This window comes from Blastococcus sp. SYSU D00820 (genome assembly GCF_054050695.1).
In genome coordinates, this window is record NZ_JBJGZW010000002.1 from 186525 (window position 1) to 202104 (window position 15580).

12 protein-coding genes and 2 tRNA genes are annotated in these 15580 nt (G+C 74.7%); 9 read left to right on the top strand and 5 right to left on the bottom strand.

What is annotated here, in order from left to right; translation table 11 throughout:
• Nucleotides 1-81: 81 nt before the first annotated feature.
• The gene (locus tag ACI79R_RS04835; protein WP_456572446.1) at nucleotides 82-1572 is read left to right on the top strand and encodes a class I adenylate-forming enzyme family protein; all 1491 of its coding nucleotides are present in this window, start codon (nucleotides 82-84) and stop codon (nucleotides 1570-1572) included.
• On the top strand, nucleotides 1566-3080 hold the full coding sequence (locus ACI79R_RS04840) for an MFS transporter (protein ID WP_456572447.1): 1515 nt from the start codon (nucleotides 1566-1568) through the stop codon (nucleotides 3078-3080). The genes ACI79R_RS04835 and ACI79R_RS04840 overlap by 7 nt, the downstream gene beginning before the upstream one ends.
• Here ACI79R_RS04840 and ACI79R_RS04845 read toward each other — a convergent pair.
• The gene (locus ACI79R_RS04845) at nucleotides 3059-4648 is read right to left on the bottom strand and encodes an AMP-binding protein (protein ID WP_456572448.1); all 1590 of its coding nucleotides are present in this window, start codon (nucleotides 4646-4648) and stop codon (nucleotides 3059-3061) included. The two genes, ACI79R_RS04840 and ACI79R_RS04845, sit on opposite strands and share 22 nt — an antisense overlap.
• A 217-nt stretch (nucleotides 4649-4865) precedes the next feature.
• Between ACI79R_RS04845 and cimA the strand changes: the two genes are divergently transcribed.
• Entirely contained in the window at nucleotides 4866-6434 is a 1569-nt protein-coding gene (gene cimA, locus ACI79R_RS04850) for a citramalate synthase (RefSeq protein WP_456572449.1), read from the top strand.
• A 122-nt stretch (nucleotides 6435-6556) separates the two neighbouring features.
• Here the strand turns inward: cimA and ACI79R_RS04855 are convergent, their stop codons facing one another.
• Together ACI79R_RS04855 and ACI79R_RS04860 are read right to left on the bottom strand one after the other, a co-directional pair.
• A complete protein-coding gene (locus ACI79R_RS04855; RefSeq protein WP_456572450.1) occupies nucleotides 6557-6886 on the bottom strand; it encodes a putative quinol monooxygenase in 330 nt (109 codons plus the stop codon).
• A complete protein-coding gene (locus tag ACI79R_RS04860) occupies nucleotides 6883-7269 on the bottom strand; it encodes a VOC family protein (RefSeq protein ID WP_456572451.1) in 387 nt (128 codons plus the stop codon). The genes ACI79R_RS04855 and ACI79R_RS04860 overlap by 4 nt, the downstream gene beginning before the upstream one ends.
• 53 nt (nucleotides 7270-7322) lie before the next feature.
• Here ACI79R_RS04860 and ACI79R_RS04865 point away from each other — a divergent pair, with 53 nt between their 5' ends.
• The 6 genes from ACI79R_RS04865 to ACI79R_RS04890 all read left to right on the top strand — a co-directional run bounded on the left by ACI79R_RS04865 (nucleotide 7323) and on the right by ACI79R_RS04890 (nucleotide 12954).
• Complete coding sequence (locus tag ACI79R_RS04865; RefSeq protein ID WP_456572452.1) at nucleotides 7323-8135, top strand: fumarylacetoacetate hydrolase family protein; 813 nt, start codon at nucleotides 7323-7325, stop codon at nucleotides 8133-8135.
• Nucleotides 8132-9619: a glutamate--tRNA ligase gene (gene gltX / locus ACI79R_RS04870; RefSeq protein ID WP_456572453.1), complete on the top strand. Its 1488-nt coding sequence runs from the start codon at nucleotides 8132-8134 to the stop codon at nucleotides 9617-9619. Before ACI79R_RS04865 ends, gltX begins: the two co-directional genes overlap by 4 nt.
• Nucleotides 9616-10917 carry a CPBP family glutamic-type intramembrane protease gene (locus ACI79R_RS04875; protein ID WP_456572454.1) on the top strand — a complete coding sequence of 434 codons (1302 nt, stop codon included), beginning with the start codon at nucleotides 9616-9618 and terminating at the stop codon, nucleotides 10915-10917. Before gltX ends, ACI79R_RS04875 begins: the two co-directional genes overlap by 4 nt.
• Nucleotides 10903-10974, top strand: a tRNA-Gln gene (locus tag ACI79R_RS04880). The genes ACI79R_RS04875 and ACI79R_RS04880 overlap by 15 nt, the downstream gene beginning before the upstream one ends.
• A gap of 42 nt (nucleotides 10975-11016) precedes the next feature.
• Nucleotides 11017-11089: transfer RNA gene (locus tag ACI79R_RS04885), tRNA-Glu, on the top strand.
• Between the two features lie 140 nt (nucleotides 11090-11229).
• Entirely contained in the window at nucleotides 11230-12954 is a 1725-nt protein-coding gene (locus tag ACI79R_RS04890) for an N-acyl-D-amino-acid deacylase family protein (RefSeq protein WP_456572455.1), read from the top strand.
• Nucleotides 12955-13008: 54 nt separating this feature from the next.
• Here the strand turns inward: ACI79R_RS04890 and ACI79R_RS04895 are convergent, their stop codons facing one another.
• Both ACI79R_RS04895 and ACI79R_RS04900 read right to left on the bottom strand, forming a co-directional pair.
• Nucleotides 13009-14646, bottom strand: coding sequence for a flavin-containing monooxygenase (locus ACI79R_RS04895; RefSeq protein ID WP_456572456.1), 1638 nt, complete (start codon nucleotides 14644-14646; stop codon nucleotides 13009-13011).
• Nucleotides 14643-15575: an alpha/beta hydrolase gene (locus ACI79R_RS04900; protein ID WP_456572457.1), complete on the bottom strand. Its 933-nt coding sequence runs from the start codon at nucleotides 15573-15575 to the stop codon at nucleotides 14643-14645. Before ACI79R_RS04900 ends, ACI79R_RS04895 begins: the two co-directional genes overlap by 4 nt.
• Nucleotides 15576-15580 lie beyond the last annotated feature (5 nt).

The following is a 15580-nucleotide window of genomic DNA, read 5'->3' on the forward strand; positions in this document are numbered from 1 at the left end:
GGCCGGGGCCGCCGCGGCACGGGCTCCCGGCGGGGTCCCGGCCTGCACCGCAGGCCGGGGCCGGGGTGCTGTACTGCCTCCATGTCCGCCCACCCGATGCGCCAGACCCTGGCCGACCTGGTGGAGTCGCGGGCCGGCGCGCACCCGGACGCGCCGGCCGTGGGCGACGGCAGCACGGTGCTCAGCTACGCCGAGCTGGCCGGGCGCGCCCGCGCCGTCGCCGCGCTGCTGCAGGCGCGCGGTGTGCGCCCCGGCGACCACGTGCTGCTGGCCGGCCACAACTGCACGACCTGGGTGGTGGCCGCCTTCGGCATCGCGCTCGCGGGCGCGACGATCGTGCCGATCGGCTTCGGGATGAGCGCGGGGGAGCGGGAGCGGGTCGTGCACGGCCTCGAGCCGCGGCTGCTCCTGGTCGAGGACGGCCTGTGGCCCGACACCGGCCCCGCGCGGACCGTCGTGCCGTTCTCCGAGCTGGCCGCGCTGGCACCGCAGCCGCGGCGGCACCCCGGCGTCCTCGTCGACAGCGACGCCGAGGCGCTGGTGCTCTGCACGTCGGGCACCACCGGTGCGGTGAAGCACGTGCCGATGACCCACCACCAGCTGCTGCGGGTCTACAGCGACACCGCCACCCGGCTGGGCTTCGGCGAGAGCGACCGCTTCCTGTGCGTGGTGCCGCTGGCGCACTCGTTCGGGTTCAACGGCATCCTGCTGGCCGGACTGCTGGCCGGCGGCTACGTGCGCCTGGTGCCGAGCTACGACGCCGCCTCGCTGCCCGCCGTCGTGCGCAGCGACCGGCTGACCGTCGTCGCCGGCCCGCCCACGGTGCACCACGACCTCGCCGCCGCCGGCCCCGCGGCGACGGGGGACACCCCGAGGCTGGCCGTCACCGGCAGCACCGAGGTGTCCGCGCCGGCGATGTGGGAGCTCGTGCGCTCGCTGGGCATCGCCGAGCTGGCGGTCGGCTACGGGATGACCGAGACCTGCGGCACGGTCGCCGTGGGCCTGGTCGACCCCGACGACCCCGCGCCGGTGCCGATGCTGCCGCCGCTGCCCGGCGTCGAGCTGCGCATCTGCGACGACGAGGGGCTGGACCTGCCCGCGGGTGCGCACGGCCGGATCCTCGTGCGCGGCTACAACGTCTGCCGGCCGTACGCGCACGCCCCCGACCTCGCCGTCGGGGGGTGGTTCGACACCGGCGACATGGGCGTCCTCGACGAGCGCGGGCGGCTGTGCGTGGCCGGGCGGCGGACCGACACCATCATCGTGTCCGGCTTCAACGTGTACCCGCGCGAGGTCGAGCAGGTGCTGTGCGCGCACCCGGGCGTCGCGGCCGCCGCCGTCGTCGGCCTCGGCCACCCCCGTCAGGGACAGCGGCTGGTCGCCTGCATCGTGCCGGACGGGACGGCGCCGGCTCCGGCCGACCTCGTCGCCCACGGCCGCGAGCACCTGGCCGCCTACAAGGTGCCCCGCGAGTACGTGTTCCTCGACGAGCTGCCGGCCACCGGCACCGGCAAGGTCTCCCGGGCCGCCCTGCGCGACATCGTCACGAGGCGGATGCAGGGCGCATGGTGACCGCGCCGGCCCGGGAGCGGTGGATCTTCCCCGGGCTGCTGCTGGTGGTCACCGTCTCCGGCATCGTCGGCAGCCTCGGCGCGCCCCTCATCCCCGAGATCGCCCGCGGCGAGGGCGTCTCGCTGGGCACCGCGCAGTGGGCGCTGACGGTCACCATGCTGGTGGGCGCCGTGGGCTCCCCGGTGGTGAGCCGGATCGGCGCCGGCCGGCGGCGCCGCCCGGTGATGCTCGGGACGGTGGCCGTCGTCGCGCTGGGCACCCTCCTGGCCGCGCTGCCGCTCGGCTTCCCCGCGCTGGTGGTGGGGCGGGCGCTGCAGGGCCTGGCGTTCTCGCTCAGCCCGCTGGCGTTCTCGGTCGCCCGCGAGGCGCTGCCCCCGGAGCGGCAGCGCTCGGCGATCGCCGCCCTGTCGGTGGCCAACGTGGCCTCCGCCGGTCTCGGCTTCCCGGCCACCGCCCTCACCGCCTCGCTGGCCGGGGTGAAGGGCGCCTTCTGGCTGGGGCTGGTGCTCATGGTGGTGGCGCTGGCCGTCGGCCTGCTCAGCGTGCCGGGCTCGGCGCAGCACGTGCCGGGCTCGGTGGACTGGGCCGGCGCCGCACTGCTCGGCGGCGGCACGCTGTGCCTGCTGCTGGCGATCAGCCAGGCCGACCGCTGGGGCTACACGTCGGCGCCGATCCTGCTGCTGTTCGGCGGGGGGCTGCTGCTGCTCGCCGTCTGCGCGGCCTGGCTGCGCCGGGCCGCCCATCCGCTGGTCGACCTGCGGGTGGCCGCCCGTCGCGGCGTGGTGGGCGCGCACGTCGCGGCGCTGCTGGCCGGCTGCGGGATGTACATGATGATGAGCCTGGTCATGGTGCTCGTGCAGAGCCCCGACGGCCCGGGCTACGGGCTGGGCCACTCGGTGGTGGTGGCCGGGCTGATGCTGGTGCCGTACGCGGTGGCCAGCGTCGCCGGCAACCGCTTCGCGCTGTGGATCGGGCCGCGGATGGGGCCGGACCTGCTGTTGCCCGCCGGCTGCCTCCTGTTCGGCCTGGCGCAGCTGCTGCTCCTGCTCCTGCACGCGCAGCTGTGGCAGGTCGGCCTGGTCATGCTCGTCGGCGGCATCGGCAGCGGGATGACGTTCAACTCGATCCCGTGGCTGATGCTGCGGTTCGTGCCGCCGGAGGAGACCGGCAGCGCCATGAGCTTCAACCTCGTCGTCCGCTACCTGGGGTTCGCGGTGGGCAGCGCGCTCTCGCTGGCCGTGGTGCAGGGCCTGGCCGACGACGCCGGGCACCCCACCCAGGCCGGGTTCGCGGTCGGCGCGGCCACCGGGCTGGGCGTCTCGGTGCTGGCCACGGTCGGCTGCCTGGTGCTCGCCCGCTCGGCGGGGCGGGCCGCGGCCGAGGCGGCGGCCCGGGGCGGGGTGCCGGCCGAGGCGGCGCAGTCGGCCGACGGCGTCGTCCCGGTCGACGAGGCGCTGCCCGAGGTCGCGGGGGACGCCGCCCGCGCTCAGGGAGCCAGCGGCCGGTAGTCCGGCTCCCTGCCGGGGCGGTGCCAGACCGCACCGGTGGTGCGCAGCGCAGCGGCCAGCCCGCGCTTGACCACCTTGCTGGTCGGGGTGCGCGGCAGCGCGTCGACCACCTGCACGTAGCGCGGCACCCAGGTGCTGCCGAGGTCGGGCTGGGCGCGGAGGAAGTCGCCGAAGGCGACCGGGTCGAAGTCCGCGCCGGGCGCGAGCTCGACGACCGCGGCCAGCTGGTCGCCCACCGCCTCGTCCGGCACGGCCACCACCGCCACCGAGGAGAAGGCCGCGAAGCGCGCGAGCAGCCGCTCCACCGGCGCGGCGGCCACGTTCTCGCCGTCCACCCGCAGCCAGTCCGCCGTCCGCCCGGCGAAGTACCAGAAGCCGGCCTCGTCGCGGTAGGCGAGGTCGCCGGACCACACCCAGCCGTGGCGCAGCCGGGCGGCCTCGGCCTCGGGGTTGTCCCAGTAGCCCTCGAACAGGTGCGCGCCGGTGGTGTTGACGATCTCGCCGATCGCCTCGTCGCCGTTGAGCAGCCGGCCGGCGGCGTCGACGACCGCCCGCGGGCACTCCCGCAGGGTCTCCGGGTCGATGACCAGCGTGCCCTCGGCGGCCACGCCCAGCGAGCCGGGCGGGGTGTCCGGCGTGCGCCGGATGCCGATCTCGCCCTCGCTGGAGCCGAAGGAGTCCACGACCGTGCAGCCGAACCGGCGCGAGAACGCGGCGATGTCGCGGTCGGTGGCCTCGTTGCCGAACGCCAGGCGCAGCGGGTTGTCGGCGTCGTCGGGCCGTTCCGGGGTGGCCAGCACGTAGTTCAGCGGCTTGCCGACGTAGCAGAAGTAGGTGGCGCCGTAGCGGCGCACGTCGGGCAGGAACGCCGAGGCCGAGAACCTCCGGCGCAGGGCGATGGTGCCGCCGGCGGCCAGCGTCGGTGCGATGCCGGCCTGGATGGCGTTGGAGTGGAACATCGGCATGACGACGTAGGCGGTGTCCTCGGCGGTCAGCCCGCGGCGCTCCCGCTGCTGGACGGCGAGGCGGCCCATGCGGGCCTGCGTGCAGATCGCCGCCTTGGGCGCCGAGGAGGTGCCGCTGGTGAAGATCAGCGACAGGGGCGTCGCCGGGTCGACCGCGGCCGGGTCCAGGGGCACGGGGGTGGCCGCGGCGAGCCGGCCGGCGTGGTCGTCGTCGTCCACCACGAGGACGCGGTCGGCGGGCAGGCCGACGTCCAGGCCCTCGAGCAGGCCGGCCCGCGCCCGGTCGACCAGCAGCAGCTGGCAGCGGGTGAAGGTGATGTCGCGGGCCAGCTCCGCGCCGCGCCGGGTGGGGTTGAGCGCGACGACGGTGGCGCCCGACAGCGCCGCCCCCAGCCACCAGAAGAGGTTCTCCGGGGTGTTCTCCAGGAAGACGCCGAGGTGCCACGGCCCCTCCCGGCGCAGCTGCCGGGCCAGCCCGCCCCGCCGCCGGGCCTCGGCCACGACCTCCCGCCAGGTCCAGGACCGGTCCTCGAACAGCAGCGCGGGGGAGTCGTCCTCGGCCCGTGCGGCGACCAGCTCGGCGAAGGTCGGGTAGCCGTCCATGCCGGCCATCATCTCCCGAGCAAGCGACCGACCGGGTGCTCGTCTCCCGGCGAGAGGGCGGAGCGCTGCCGGGCCCGTGGTCTAATGGCGGTGATGCACACCACCGGCTCGATCATCATCGCCTAGCGCGCAGTTCACCTCCGAACTGCGCGCAGACCTCCCGTACCCGGGGGGTCTTTTTCGTGTTCGGGCCGAGTCCGCCACCGCAGGAGACCCCATGAGCACCGACTTCCACGTCTTCGACACCACGTTGCGCGACGGCGCCCAGCGCGAGGGCATCAGCTACTCCGTCGCCGACAAGCTGGCCGTGGCGCGGCTGCTCGACGAGATCGGCGTCGGGTACATCGAGGGCGGGTGGCCGGGGGCGCTGCCCAAGGACACCGAGTTCTTCGCGCGGGCGCGCACCGAGCTCAAGCTCCGCAACGCGCAGCTGGTCGCCTTCGGTGCCACCCGCAAGGCCGGCGTCCCGGTGGCCGACGACCCGCAGGTGCAGGCGCTGCTGGACGCCGAGACGCCGGTGGTCTGCCTGGTGGCGAAGTCCGACGTCCGGCACGTGCGCGAGGCGCTGCGCACCACGCTGGAGGAGAACCTGGCGATGGTGGCCGACACCGTCGCGCACCTGGTCGCGCACGGCCGGCGGGTCTTCGTCGACTGCGAGCACTTCTTCGACGGGTACGCCGCCGACCCCGACTACGGCGTGCGGGTGCTGCAGACGGCGTTCGCGGCCGGCGCCGAGGTCGGCGTAATGTGCGACACCAACGGCGGCATGCTCCCGATGGGCGTGGGGCGCGTGGTCGCCGACGTCCGCTCGCGGGTGGGCGGGATGCTCGGCATTCACTGCCAGGACGACACCGGCTGCGCGGTGGCCAACACCCTGGCCGCCGTCGAGGCCGGGGTCACCCACGTGCAGGGCACCGCCAACGGCTACGGCGAGCGGGCCGGCAACGCCGACACGTTCGCGCTGATCGCCAACCTGGTCACGAAGATGGGGCTGCCGGTCGTGCCGGAGGGCTGCCTGCCCGAGCTGCAGCGGGTCAGCCACGCGATCGCCGAGCTGGCCAACATCGCCCCCGACGACCACCAGCCCTACGTGGGCGCCTCGGCGTTCGCGCACAAGGCCGGCCTGCACGCCAGCGCCATCAAGGTCAGCCCGGAGCTGTACAACCACCTCGACCCGGCGCTGGTCGGCAACGACATGCGCATCCTCGTCACCGAGATGGCCGGCCGCGCGTCGGTCGAGCTCAAGGGCCGCGAGCTCGGCGTGGACCTCACCGGGCACGGCGAGGTGATCGGCCGGGTGGTCGACCAGGTCAAGGTGCTCGAGGCCGACGGCTGGTCGTTCGAGGCCGCCGACGCCTCCTTCGAGCTGCTGCTGCGCGCGGCGCTGCCCGACGCCCCCGCGCCGCTGTTCGAGCTGGAGAGCTACCGCACCTCGGTCGAGCACTGGGGCAACGGCCTGGTGGTCAGCGAGGCCACGGTCAAGGTGCACGTGGACGGCGAGCGCATCATCAGCACCGCCGAGGGCAACGGCCCGGTCAACGCCCTGGACAACGCGCTGCGCCAGGCGCTGGTCGGGCGCTACCCCGAGCTGGCCGACGTCTCGCTGGCGGACTACAAGGTGCGCATCCTCGGCTGGAAGGGCGGCACCAGCGCCACCACCCGGGTGCTCATCGACACCACCGACGGGGTGGGGGAGTGGACCACCGTCGGCGTCCACGACAACATCGTCGAGGCGTCGTGGCACGCGCTGGTCGACGCGCTCACCTACGCCGTCCGCCACCGCTGAGGGCGGCCCCCCCACATGATCAGGGTCCCTGGTCGTGCGGGGTCCTCCCGGGCGGTGGGCGGTCGGGGAGGACCCGCTACGACCAGGGACCCTGATCGTCTGGGAGGAGGAGCGGCGGGCGCTCAGGCGCGCGGCTGGATCTCGCCCATCGGCCCCCAGCCGGCGAGGTCGGGGGAGTCGATGTACATGATCTGCGGCTGCCGGGCGACGAGGTCCGGGCCCTGCTCGACGAAGCGGCGGAAGTGCTCGGTGCCCACGTGCGCGGAGCCCGCCGCGGCGTCGCGGAAGCCCTCGACCAGCACGTAGGTGTCGGGCTCCTCCAGGCTGCGCGACCACTCGAAGAAGACGTTGCCCTCCTCGGCGCGGCAGGCCTCGGTGAAGTCGCGCACCAGCTCGGGGAAGCGGTCGGTCAGCTCCGCGCGGACGGGGAACTTGACGACGATCAGGATCACGGGGTCTCCAACGGGTCGAGCCGGCGGCGGAGCAGGCAGAACGGGTTGCCCTCCGGGTCGGCGAGCACGTGCCAGCTCTCCTCACCGGTCTGGCCGACGTCGGCGGGGGTCGCGCCGAGGGCGAGCAGCCGCTCGAGCTCGGCGTCCTGGTCGCGGTCGGTGGCGTTGACGTCGACGTGCAGCCGCGGCTTGCCGCGCACCGGGTCGTCGGAGCGCGAGAACACCAGCGTCGGGACCGCGCCCCCGAACCCGGACGGCGGCCCGATCTCCACCTCGCCGTCCTCCCGGGACAGGACCACGTAGTCCAGGACCTGCGCCCACCAGTCCGCCAGCGCCTCGGGATCGCGGCAGTCGATGACGATCTCGCTCAGCCGGCACGCCACGGCCCCACCGTAGGGCGGGCGCCGGCGTCGGGCAGGGTCAGTAGCCTCGACCCGTGCGCATCGTCCGCTTCGCCTCGCCCTCGGGCATGTCCTTCGGTGTCCTCGACGGGGACGGCCAGGTCGCCCAGATCGAGGGCCACCCGTTCGGCACCATCTCCTTCACCGGCCAGCGCTTCGCGCAGGCCGACATCCGGCTGCTCTCGCCGATCCTGCCGAGCAAGGTGGTCTGCGTCGGCAAGAACTACGCCGAGCACGTCAAGGAGATGAACACGGGGGAGGCGCCGGCCCAGCCGCTGCTGTTCCTGAAGCCCTCCACGTCGGTCATCGGCCCCGGCGACGCGATCCGCATCCCGGCCGGCAGCACCAACGTGCACCACGAGGCCGAGCTGGCCGTCGTCATCGGGGCCCGCGGCGCGCGCAACCTGACCCCGGAGCAGGTGCCGGCGAGCATCTTCGGCTACACGATCGCCAACGACGTCACCGAGCGGGACATGCAGAGGCTCGACGGGCAGTGGACCCGCGCCAAGGGCTTCGACTCCTTCTGCCCGCTGGGCCCGTGGATCGAGACCGACCTGCCCGGCATCGGCAAGGACCCGGCCGACCTGTCGATCACCTGCACGGTGGACGACGAGCTGCGCCAGTCCGGCCGCACCAGCCAGCTGCTGTTCGACGTCCCGACGCTGGTCTCCTACATCTCGCAGGTCATGACGCTGCTGCCCGGCGACGTCGTCCTCACCGGCACCCCGGCCGGGGTCGGGCCGATCCGGCCCGGCCAGCGGGTCGAGGTCAGCATCGAGGGCCTGGGCTCGCTGGCCAACCCGGTCACCGGCGCCGACACCGTCTCGACCGCGGGCGGGGCCCGATGAGCGAGGTGCGCACCCGCTTCTGCCCGTCCCCGACGGGCATGGTGCACGTCGGCCTGCTGCGGACGGCGCTGTTCAACTGGGCGCACGCCCGGCACACCGGCGGCACGTTCGTCTTCCGCATCGAGGACACCGACGCCGCCCGCGACTCCGAGGAGTCCTACCGGCACCTGGTCGACTGCCTGCGCTGGCTCGGCCTGGACTGGGACGAGGGCCCCGAGGTCGGCGGCCCGCACGAGCCCTACCGGCAGTCGCAGCGGCACGACGTCTACCGCGACGTCGCCGCGCGGCTGGTCGCCGCCGGCCACGCCTACGAGTCGTTCTCCACGCCCGAGGAGGTCGACGCCCGCCGCCGCGCGGCCGGCCAGGACCCCAAGCTCGGCTACGACAACGCCGACCGGTTCCTCACCGACGACCAGAAGGCCGCCTTCCGCGCCGAGGGCCGCGAGCCGGTGCTGCGGCTGCGGATGCCCGACACCGACCTGACCTGGACCGACCTGGTCCGCGGCGAGGTGCGCTTCGCGGCGGGCTCGGTGCCCGACTTCGTCATCGTCCGGGCCAACGGCGTGCCGCTGTACCCGTTCGTCAACCCCGTCGACGACGCCCTCATGGGCATCACCGACGTGCTGCGCGGCGAGGACCTCCTGCCCTCCACCCCGCGGCAGCTGGCGCTCTACGCGGCGCTCACCGACATCGGGGTCGCCTCGGGCACCCCGCGCTTCGGCCACCTGCCCTACGTGACCGGCGAGGGCAACAAGAAGCTGTCCAAGCGCGATCCGCAGTCCAACGTCGACGTCTACCGCGAGCGCGGCTTCCTCCCCGAGGGCCTGGCCAACTACCTGGCGCTGCTGGGCTGGTCGATCGCCGAGGACCGCGACGTCTTCTCGATGGCCGAGCTGGCCGAGGCCTTCGACGTCACGCGGGTGAGCGCCAACCCGGCCCGCTTCGACCTCAAGAAGGCCGAGGCCATCAACGCCACCCACCTGCGCGCGCTCCCCGAGGAGGAGTTCCTCGCCCGCGTCGTGCCGTTCCTCGCCGGCGCCGGCCTGGTGGCCGACCCGCCGACGGCCGAGCAGGACCGCGTGCTCCGGGCGATCGCCCCGATGGCGCAGGAGCGGATGGTCGTCCTCTCCGACGCGGTCGAGCTGCTGCGCTTCCTGTTCGTCGAGGACGTCGAGATCGACCCCGCCGCCGCGGCCAAACAGCTGGCCGGCGCGGAGGCCGCCGAGGTGCTGGACGCGGCGTCGGCCGCGCTCGGCGGGCTGGACGACTGGTCGGCCGCCGGGATCGAGCAGGCCCTGAAGACGGCGCTCGTCGACGGCCTGGGCCGCAAGCCCCGCCAGGCCTTCGGGCCGGTGCGGGTCGCGGTCAGCGGCCGCACCGTGTCCCCGCCGCTGTACGAGTCGATCGAGCTGCTCGGCCGCGAGCGGACCCTCGCCCGGCTGGCCGCCGCCCGCAGCGCCGGCGGGACGTCGACGGCGGGATGACCGCCTGGGCGCCGGCGGGCGGCGCGGATCCCGGTCCGGACGACGAGCCCTACACGGGGCCGCCGCCCACGGGCCGCTACGCCGCGCCCCCGCTGGTGCCGTGGGCCCACCACGGGCCGCTGAGCGCGCCCGGCGCCGGCCCGCTCAGCGGGCCGGTGCCCTGGCCGCTGGGCCCCGTGCCGATGGCGCACGTGCCCCTGGCCGGCACGCCGGTGCCGCCCGCGCCGTGGAACGTGCCCCGCACCTTCGTGCCGCCGCCCGGCATGCGGTTCGAGCCGCCGCCCGGCACGCCCCCGCACGACGTGCCGCAGCCGTTCACCCAGGCCATGCGCACCCGCGACTGGCGGTGGTGGCGGCCGTTGCTCGGGCTGCTGCTGCTCACCGTCGTCTACTCGGTGGCCTCGACCGTCGTCGTCCTGCTCGCCCTGCTGACCGGCTGGGCGCCGGACCTGGCGCTGATCAGTCTCGTCGACCCCGGCGACCTGCTGGTCACCAACCTCACGCTGATCATCGCGATCCCGGCGGTGTGGCTGTCGTGGGTGGCCGCGCACGGGCTGCGGCCGGGCTGGTCGGCGTCGGTCACCGGCCGGCTGCGCTGGCGGCTGTTCCCGCGGCTGGTGCCCCTGGGCCTGCTCGCGCTGGGGGTGGGGATCGGCCTGTCGGTGCTGTTCTCCCTCCTCCTCGACGGCGGGGGAGTGACCGGCCCCGTCCGGTCGTTCGGCTGGCTGCTGGTCGTGGTGTTCCTCACCACGCCGCTGCAGTCGGCGGCCGAGGAGTACCTCTTCCGCGGCTACCTCAGCCAGGCCATCGCCGGCTGGATCGGCCGCGAGCCGGCCGGGGCGGTGGTGGCGGCGCTGGTCACCGCGGCGCTGTTCTCCCTCGCGCACGTCCCGCCGGACCTGGGCACCTTCCTCGACCGGTTCGCCTTCGGCCTGGCCGCCTCCGCGGTGACGTGGCTGACCGGCGGCCTGGAGGCGGCGATCGTGCTGCACGCGGTGAACAACGTGGTCGTCTTCGTGCTGGCCGGGTCGCTGGGCGACGGCGTGGCCACCACCGAGGTGCCCGACGGCAGCGGGTGGCTGTTCCTGCTGCTGACCGTGCTGGCGATGGGCGGCTACGTGCTGCTGGTGCGCCGGGCGGTGCCCCGGCTGCGACCGGAGACGGTCACGGCCGCCCAGGACCTGAGGGTGCCCGCCGCGCTGGCGGAGGGGGGTGCGCAGCCCCCGTCCGGGCGTCGGGTACAGTCTTCTCCGGCGCCGCGAGGTGCCCACAGCACGAACCCTTGGGGTATGGGGTAATTGGCAGCCCGACGGATTCTGGCTCCGTTAGTCTAGGTTCGAGTCCTGGTACCCCAGCGAGGAAGCACCATCTCCTCAGGCACCACCGCAGTACCGCACGGCCCCGTCGTCTAGCGGCCCAGGACGCCGCCCTCTCACGGCGGTAGCGAGGGTTCGAATCCCTTCGGGGCTACGCGACCGAGAGCCCCCGGCCACCCGGCCGGGGGCTCTCGTGCGTCCGGGGGCGGTGGCCGCTGACCGGGAGGCGCTCTGTGCCCCGGGTCTCCTCCGGCGGACGCTGGACCGGAGTCCAGCGGATCCGGAGGCGCGCGGGTGAGTTCGTACGACCTGATCATCCGAGGCGGCACCGTCGTGGACGGCACCGGAGCCCCGGGCCGGACCGCCGACGTGGCGGTCACCGACGGGCTGGTCGTCGAGGTGGGCCGCGTCTCCGGCCGGGCCGCGCGCGAGATCGACGCCGACGGCGCGGTGGTGGCCCCCGGCTTCGTCGACGTCCACACCCACTACGACGGCCAGGCGACCTGGGACAGCCGCCTGCAGCCCTCCTCCTGGCACGGCGTCACCACGGTCGTGATGGGCAACTGCGGCGTCGGCTTCGCCCCCGTCGTCCCGGCGGACCACGACCGGCTGGTCGAGCTCATGGAGGGGGTCGAGGACATCCCCGGCGTCGCCCTGGTCGAGGGCCTGCCGTGGACCTGGCAGTCCTTCCCCGAGTTCCTGGACGCGCTGGAGAGCCGGCCGCACGACATGGACCTCGCCGCCCAGGTGCCGCACGCGGCGCTGCGGGTGCGGGCGATGGGGGAGCGGGCGGCGGCGCACACCCTGGCCACCGACGAGGAGATCGTCCTGATGGCCACGCTGGCCGCCGAGGCGGTCGAGGCCGGCGCGGTCGGGTTCAGCACCTCCCGCACCCTCAACCACAAGTCCATCTCCGGTGAGCTGACGCCGTCCTACGCCGCCGGCCGCGACGAGCTCACCGCGATCGCCGCCGCGATCGGCGCGACCGGCAGGGGCGTGCTGCAGCTGGTCACCGACTGGGACGACCAGAGCATCGGGACCGACTTCGACCTGATCCGGGCGATGGTCGCCGCGGCCGGCCGGCCCATGTCGTTCTCCCTCGCCCAGAGCCCCCGCACGCCCGACCGGTACCGCAGCGTGCTGCGCTTCCTCGAGGAGGCCAACGCCGAGGGGCACCGGCTGCGGGCGCAGGTCTCCGCGCGGGGCATCGGGCTGCTGCTCGGGCTGGACTGCACCCTCAACCCGTTCCGCTCCAACCCCGCGTGGCAGCGGATCTCCTCCCTGCCGGTGCCCGAGCAGGCCCGGGCCATGGCCGACCCCGAGCTGCGGCGGGAGATCCTCGAGATCGGGATCGTCAAGCACCCGACGCTGGTCGGCGGCCAGTTCCTCGACCGCTTCGAGATCATGTTCGAGCTCACCGACCCGCCGGACTACGAGCCCGACCCGGCCGACACCATCGAGCAGCGGGCCGCGCGCCTCGGCGTGACCCCGGCCGAGCTGGTCTACGACATCATGATCGGCGACGAGGGCCGCGGGATGTTCTACCTCCCGTTCACAAACTACGTGGACGGCGCGCTGGACGGCTGCCACGAGATGCTGACCCACGACTTCACCATCCCGGGCCTGTCCGACGGGGGCGCGCACGTCGGCACGATCTGCGACGGCAGCTTCCCGACCACGCTCCTGCAGCACTGGGTGCGCGACCGCGAGCGCGGCCGGCTCCCGCTGGAGTTCGTCGTCGCCCGGCAGGCGCGGGCGACGGCGGAGGCGGTGGGCTTCCTCGACCGCGGCCTGCTCGTCCCCGGCCACAAGGCCGACCTCAACGTCATCGACCTCGCGGGCCTGCACCTGCACAAGCCGGAGATGCACCACGACCTGCCCGCCGGCGGCCGGCGGCTCCTGCAGCGGGCCGACGGCTACCGGCACACCGTCGTCTCCGGCGTCGAGACCTACACCGACGGCCAGGCGACCGGCGAGCTGCCGGGCCGGCTGGTGCGGGGCGCGCAGCGGCCCTCCTGACGGGGGGAGAGCCCCCGGCCGGGCGGCCGGGGGCTCTCCCGTGTCCGAGGGTGGTCAGGCCCCCGTGACCGCCGGGACGGCGTCGGCGGCGGCCCGCAGGTGGAAGCCGCGGTAGCCCTCGGCGGCGATCTCGTCGCAGGTCCTGCGGTAGTTGCCGACCCCGCCGATGTAGGGCAGGAAGACGCGGGGCTTGCCGGGGATGTTCGCGCCCATGTACCAGGAGTCGGTCTCCGGGTAGAGCGTGTACCGGCTGACCACCTGCACGTGCTCGGTCCACTCGGCCTCGGCCGCGGCGTCGGGCTCGACGACGTGCTGCCCGGTCTCCTGCAGGTGCGCGACCAGGTCGCTCACCCACTCGACGTGCTGCTCGATGGAGACCACCGCGTTGGACAGCGCCGACGGGCTGCCCGGGCCGGTGATCGTGAACATGTTCGGGAACCCGTGCACCATGATCCCGAGGTAGCTGCTCGGCCCCTCGGCCCAGCGCTCGGCCAGCGACACCCCGCCCCGCCCGGTGATCTCGAAGGCCAGCAGGGGGCCGGTCATGGCGTCGTATCCGGTCGCGAACACCAGGACGTCGAGCGGGTGCTCGCCGGCCGTCGTCCGGACGCCGTGAGCGGTGATCTCCTCGATCGGCGTCCGCCGCAGGTTGACCAGCTCGACGTTCGCCCGGTTGAAGGTCTGGTAGTAGCCGGTGTCGAGGCACGGGCGCTTGGTGCCGTAGGCGTAGCCGCGCGGCATGAGGTCCTCGGCCACCTGCGGGTCGTGCACGATCTCGGCGATCTTGCGGCGCACGAACTCGGCCGCGGTCTCGTTGGCCTCCCGGTTGCGGACCAGGTCGTTGTAGGCCTGGAGGATGCCGGTGAGCGTGCCCTCCTCCCAGCGCTCGGCGTACGTGGCCTCGCGCTCGTCCTCGGGCACCTCGAGGGCCGACCGGGTCGGCGGCTCGAGCAGGATCCCGTAGGAGGAGGTGCGCAGCGCCTCGCGGACCGCGGCCGGGTCGGCCCTGAGCGCGGCCACCCGCTCCGGGTCCGGGGTGCCGTTGCGGGCCGGGAGGCTGTAGTTCGGCGTCCGCTGGAAGACCGTCAGGTGCGCGGCCACCTCGGCGATCCGGGGGATGGCCTGGATGCCGGAGGAGCCGGTGCCGATGACGCCGACCCGCTTGCCGGCGAGGTCCACCGGCTCGTGCGGCCAGTGGCCGGTGTGCAGCACCGGGCCGGCGAACGCGTCGCGACCGGGGATGGCCGGCAGGTTGGTGCTCGACAGCAGGCCGACGCCGAGCACCAGGTAGCGGCAGGAGACCCGCTCCCCGGTGTCGGTGGCGACCGTCCAGCGGTCGGCGGCCTCGTCGTAGCGGGCGGAGACCACCCGGGTGTCGAGGGCGATGTCGCGGCGGAGGTCGAACCGGTCGGCGACGTGCTGCAGGTAGGCGAGGATCTCCGGCTGCGCGGCGTACCGCTCCGTCCACGTCCACTCGCGGGTGAGGTCCTCGTCGAACGAGTAGCTGTAGAAGACGCTCTCGATGTCGCAGCGGGCGCCGGGGTAGCGGTTCCAGTACCAGGTGCCGCCGACGTCGGAGCCGGCCTCGAAGACCCGGACCTGCAGGCCCAGGCCCCGCAGCCGGTGCAGGGCGTAGAGGCCGGCGAAGCCGGCGCCGACGACGACGGCGTCGACGGTGCGGGGCGTGGTCACGCGGGGGTCCTCCCGAGGGTCTCGCGGATGGCGGCGGCCACGTGGTCGACCGCCTCGGTGTGGCCGGGCAGGAGCCCGACCATCGTGAAGAAGCCGTGCATCTGGCCGGGGAAGTCGCGGTACTCGACCGGGACGCCGGCCGCGCGCAGCCGCTCGGCGTAGGCCGCGCCCTCGTCGCGCAGCACGTCGTGCTCGGCGGTGACGACCACGGCCGGCGGCAGCCCGGACAGGTCCGGTGCCCGCAGCGGCGCGACGTCGGGGTCCGACCGGCGGTCGGCGGGCGCGTAGTGGTCCCAGAACCACTGCAGCGTCTGCCGGTTGAGCGCCAGCTGGTTGGCCGGATCGGTGTAGGAGGCGGTGGTGAAGTCGGCGTCGGTGACCGGGTAGACCAGCACCTGCAGCGCGATCGCCGGGCCGCCGGCGTCACGGGCCCGCCGCGCCAGCACCGTGGCCAGGTTGGCCCCGGCGCTGTCCCCGGCGACGACCAGCGGGGCATCGGCCCCGGCGAGCTCGGCCCGGTGCGCGTCGACCCACTCGAGGGCGGCCTGCGCGTCCTCCAGCGCCGCCGGCCACGGGTGCTCCGGGGCCAGCCGGTACGAGCCGAGGACGACGGTGCAGCCGGTTCGGTCGGCCAGCGTGCGGCCCAGCGCCTCGTGCTCGGCGATCGAGCCGACCACCCAGCCGCCGCCGTGCAGGTAGAGCAGTACGCCGCGCGGCCGGGCGGGCGCCAGCACCCGGGCCGGCAGGTCGCCGCCGGGGCCGGGGACGACGACGTCCTCGGCGCGGGCGACCTCGGGGCCGGGCGGGTAGAGCCGGGCGAGGCCGGCCATCCGCTGCCGGGCCTCGGCGGGCGGCACCTCGTGCATGGGCGGGCCGCCGGCGGCGGCCAGCCGGCCGAGCAGGGCGGTGGTGGCGGCGTCGAGAGCCACGGGGG